This window comes from Selenihalanaerobacter shriftii (genome assembly GCF_900167185.1).
GTDB classification, from domain to species: domain Bacteria; phylum Bacillota; class Halanaerobiia; order Halobacteroidales; family Acetohalobiaceae; genus Selenihalanaerobacter; species Selenihalanaerobacter shriftii.
Window position 1 is genome coordinate 1 of sequence record NZ_FUWM01000045.1, and the last position, 3,907, is coordinate 3,907.

Here is a 3,907-nt window from a genome sequence, read left to right on the forward strand (position 1 = left end):
ATATATATTGATCTTTGTAATTATAATTTTAACAGTTGCACTAATAAATATTATAGCTATTGCTAAAGAAACCAAATCAATTGAAAATTTAACTAAAAATAATAATCAAGCATGTATTGATTGTCATCAATTTGGCACAAATAATAGTTTAAAGAAGATTATTCCAGATGATCATATGCCAGTTAATAATCTTAAAGAAGAGGGAGTAAATGCTTGCTTGAGGTGTCATGGGCAGTTTACCGTGGAGTTAAGTAAGATAGTACATAAAGCACACTTAGTAGGAAATACTAGAAATAACGAATTTTTAGCTGGTGTTAAAGAAGGTGAGAATAGCTGTATCACTTGTCACGAACTTACTCCAGAAAATGGTGAAATGACTATAACTGGATCAGATTGATAATTCAGATGTACTCATCAATATTATTACTAAGAAAGAGATTGCAAAAATGACTTAATAATATAAGCAGGAATATTAATATCTTAACCTGAATACAGTATAATAACAGAGAAAAGAATATATATGTCTACTAGGGGAGCCCTAATTTAGGACTGAGAAAGAGTGGTTTAACTCTTGACCCTTTGAACCTGATCTAGCTAATTCTAGCGTAGGGAAGTAGTGGTGAGATATTTATTAACCACTGAACTATGCCATTAGCATGTTCAGTGGTTATTATTATTTATATACTAAAATATATTTTATTGGGAGGTCTAATATGGATTTTAAATTATATGTGATTACTAACCAAAATATTGCACAAGGAAAAGATAATTTAGAAGTAGTTAAAGAAGCTATTATTGGTGGAGCTGATATTATTCAACTAAGAGAAAAAGATATGTCTACTAGAAATTTAGTAAATATGGGAAATGAATTAAAGGTAATTACTAAGTCTGCGGAAGTACCATTAATAGTTAATGATCGAGTAGATATAGCTTTGGCTATTGATGCTGATGGTGTTCATTTAGGTCAAGATGATTTACCAATTAAAGAGGCTAGAAAAATGATGGGTAATGATAAGATTATAGGAATTTCTACTCATAGTTTAGAGCAAGCAATAGAAGCTGCGGCAATGGGAGCAGACTATATTGGCGTTGGTCCTGTATTTCCAACGCAAACTAAACCGAATTATAATCCAGTAGGTTTAGAATTAGTAGAGAAAGTTAGTCAAAGAGTAGAGATTCCATTTGTAGCTATTGGTGGAATAAAATTGGATAATATTCACGAAGTTATTAAAGCAGGCGCTAAACGAGTCGCTGTGGTTTCTGGAATAGTTGGAGTTGAGGATATAGAATCTGCGGCAAGAAGTTACTATAAAAACCTGATCAAATGCTTATAAGATAATTATAAGCTTTAAAGCACTAAGTTTTTATTAATTAATACTAAAGGAGGAGTTTAAATGACTCAAGTAACAAAAGCAAAAGAAGGAAAAATTACTAATAGTATGGAATTAGTAGCTAAGAAAGAAGGCGTAAACCCAGAATTTATTCGTAAAGGTATTGCAGAAGGGACAATTGTAATTCCAGCTAATAATAATCATCATAATTTAAAGCCTCGAGGTTTTGGTAAAGGATTATCCACTAAGGTTAATGCTAATTTTGGTACTTCAGAGGATTATCCAGAGATAGACAAGGAGTTAAAGAAATTAAAGGTAGCTGTAGAAGCTGGAGCAGATGCAGTAATGGATTTATCGACTGGGGAGAAGATAACAGAGACTAGAAGGACTATTATGGCTGAAACAGAAGTTCCCTTAGGGACAGTTCCTATTTATCAAGCTACCGTTGAGACTTTAAATACCGGAAAAGCTATTATTGATATGACAGTTGAGGATTTATTTAGAGTAATAGAAGAACATGCTAAAGATGGGGTAGATTTTATTACAGTTCATTGTGGTTTAACTTTAGAGACTATTCGTCATTTAAGGGATGAAGACAGGATTACTGATATAGTCAGTCGTGGTGGTTCTTTTATGACTGGTTGGATGCTACATAACGAGCAGGAGAATCCTTTATATGAATACTACGATCGTTTATTAGAAATTGCTTATAAATATGATGTAACTTTAAGTTTAGGTGATGGATTAAGGCCAGGATGTTTAGCTGATGCTACAGATCGCTCTCAAATTCATGAGTTATTAATCTTAGGAGAATTGGTGGACAGAGCTAGAGAAGCAGAAGTACAGGTAATGGTAGAAGGCCCGGGGCACGTTCCTTATGATCAGATTGAAACTAATATAAAGCTTCAGAAAGAGCTATGTAAAGGTGCACCTTTTTATGTTTTAGGACCATTAGTAACAGATATTGCTTTAGGCTATGACCATATTGTTTCTGCTATTGGTGGTACTATGGCAGCATCTGCTGGAGCTGATTTTTTATGTTATGTAACTCCTGCAGAACATATAGGATTACCAAGTGTTGAAGATGTACGAGAAGGAGTAATGGCTTCTAAAATAGCTGCTCATGCTGCAGATATTGCTAAAGGTGTCTCTGGTGCTAAGAAAAGAGATTTAGAAATGGCTAAGGCAAGAAAAACATTAGATTGGCAAAGACAGATTGAATTGGCTATTGATCCTAAAAAAGCAAAAGAGTCAAGAGAAGCACACAACCAAACATTAAAAGATGAAGAAACTTGTACGATGTGTGGATCATATTGTGCTATGAAGGTGGTAGATAAGGCGTTATAATTAATTATTAATTATTGATTCAAATCTTGGTTAAGTTAAGTAAGAGGGATTTATGGAACTAGGAGGGATTTAGATGAATTTTAGTCTTAAGCAGATACTTTTGACCATAGGTGTTGGTATTCTTGTGGTCTTATTAGTTTTAGGGGGTTTAGGATTTTTAATTATTAATAGTATTTCTGGTGGAAAAGAAGTAACACAAGAGGGGATTGCAGTAATTAATATTAGTGGCCCTATAACTAGTGGTAGTAGTGGAGGTGTATTGGGTAGAGTTGGTGTCGGATCGCGTTCTGTTATGAAGCAAATTAATCAAGCTAAGGATGATAAAAAGGTTAAAGCTATATTATTAAGAGTTAATAGCCCAGGAGGAAGTTCAGCTGCTTCTGACGAAATTTACCGGGAACTTAAGAAATTTAAAGCAACTGAAAAGCCAATAGTAGTTTCTATGGGTGATGTAGCTGCCTCTGGAGGATATTATATTTCAGCACCTGCTGATCAAATCTATGCTGATCCTTCTACTATCACCGGTAGTATCGGAGTGATTATGCAGTTCAATAATTTACAAGAATTATATAATAAGATAGGAGTTAAACCTGTAACTTTTACAAGTGGACCTCATAAGGATATGGGAAGTCCAAGTAGAGAATTAACTTCTAAAGAGGAAAAAATATTACAGAATATGATAGATAGTGTTTATCAAGAGTTTGTAGATGCAGTAGTTGAAGGGAGAGGACTGTCAGAGGATAAAGTTAGAAAATTAGCAGATGGAAGAATCTATACAGGAAGACAGGCTAAAAAACTAGGATTAGTAGATAAATTAGGTACTTTTTATGATGCTGTGGATAAAGCTGCTAATTTAGCTGGAATGGAAGGAGAACCTAATTTAATCTATTACAATCAATCATCTCCTATAAAGCGTCTATTAAGTTCAGCTAGTAAATTAATTACATATATGTTCTTTGATAAAAAGGTTGGTTATAATACAAATATGAATACAGAAAAATCTCAATTAATGTATTATAAATTATTAGAACAAAGAGAAGCTAATTATCTTGAAGGTTTACAGTTACAGTATTAAATTAAGATTAATTTTATAATAATTAATTACTCTTATATATTAAAATTTAAATAAAATTTTTTGGTGCATTGTATAATTAAATGCACGGGCTAATAAAAAAATGACACATACTTGTTCCTCTGATAAAATGTTAAGTAACCACACTTAAACATTA

The 3,907-nt window shown here is 32.8% G+C and carries 3 protein-coding genes, 1 pseudogene and 1 riboswitch; all 4 genes and pseudogenes read left to right on the top strand.

The window, feature by feature from the left end:
• Positions 1 to 397 (top strand): annotated as a pseudogene (locus B5D41_RS14185) (hypothetical protein); the annotation flags it as partial.
• A gap of 122 nt (positions 398 to 519) precedes the next feature.
• A riboswitch (TPP riboswitch) is annotated at positions 520 to 629 on the top strand.
• A gap of 84 nt (positions 630 to 713) precedes the next feature.
• Positions 714 to 1,334, top strand: coding sequence for a thiamine phosphate synthase (gene thiE, locus B5D41_RS13825; protein WP_078811209.1), 621 nt, complete (start codon positions 714 to 716; stop codon positions 1,332 to 1,334).
• Between the two features lie 60 nt (positions 1,335 to 1,394).
• Positions 1,395 to 2,678, top strand: coding sequence for a phosphomethylpyrimidine synthase ThiC (gene thiC / locus B5D41_RS13830; RefSeq protein WP_078811210.1), 1,284 nt, complete (start codon positions 1,395 to 1,397; stop codon positions 2,676 to 2,678).
• A gap of 73 nt (positions 2,679 to 2,751) precedes the next feature.
• Positions 2,752 to 3,753, top strand: a complete 1,002-nt coding sequence (gene sppA, locus B5D41_RS13835) for a signal peptide peptidase SppA (RefSeq protein WP_078811211.1) — start codon at positions 2,752 to 2,754, stop codon at positions 3,751 to 3,753.
• Positions 3,754 to 3,907: the final 154 nt, after the last annotated feature.

Excerpts from the sequence above, each read along its gene's own strand:
- sppA (WP_078811211.1), top strand. The coding sequence starts at position 2,752 with ATGAATTTTAGTCTTAAGCAGATACTTTTGACCATAGGTGTTGGTATT.
- thiC (WP_078811210.1), top strand. The coding sequence starts at position 1,395 with ATGACTCAAGTAACAAAAGCAAAAGAAGGAAAAATTACTAATAGTATG.
- thiE (WP_078811209.1), top strand. The coding sequence starts at position 714 with ATGGATTTTAAATTATATGTGATTACTAACCAAAATATTGCACAAGGA.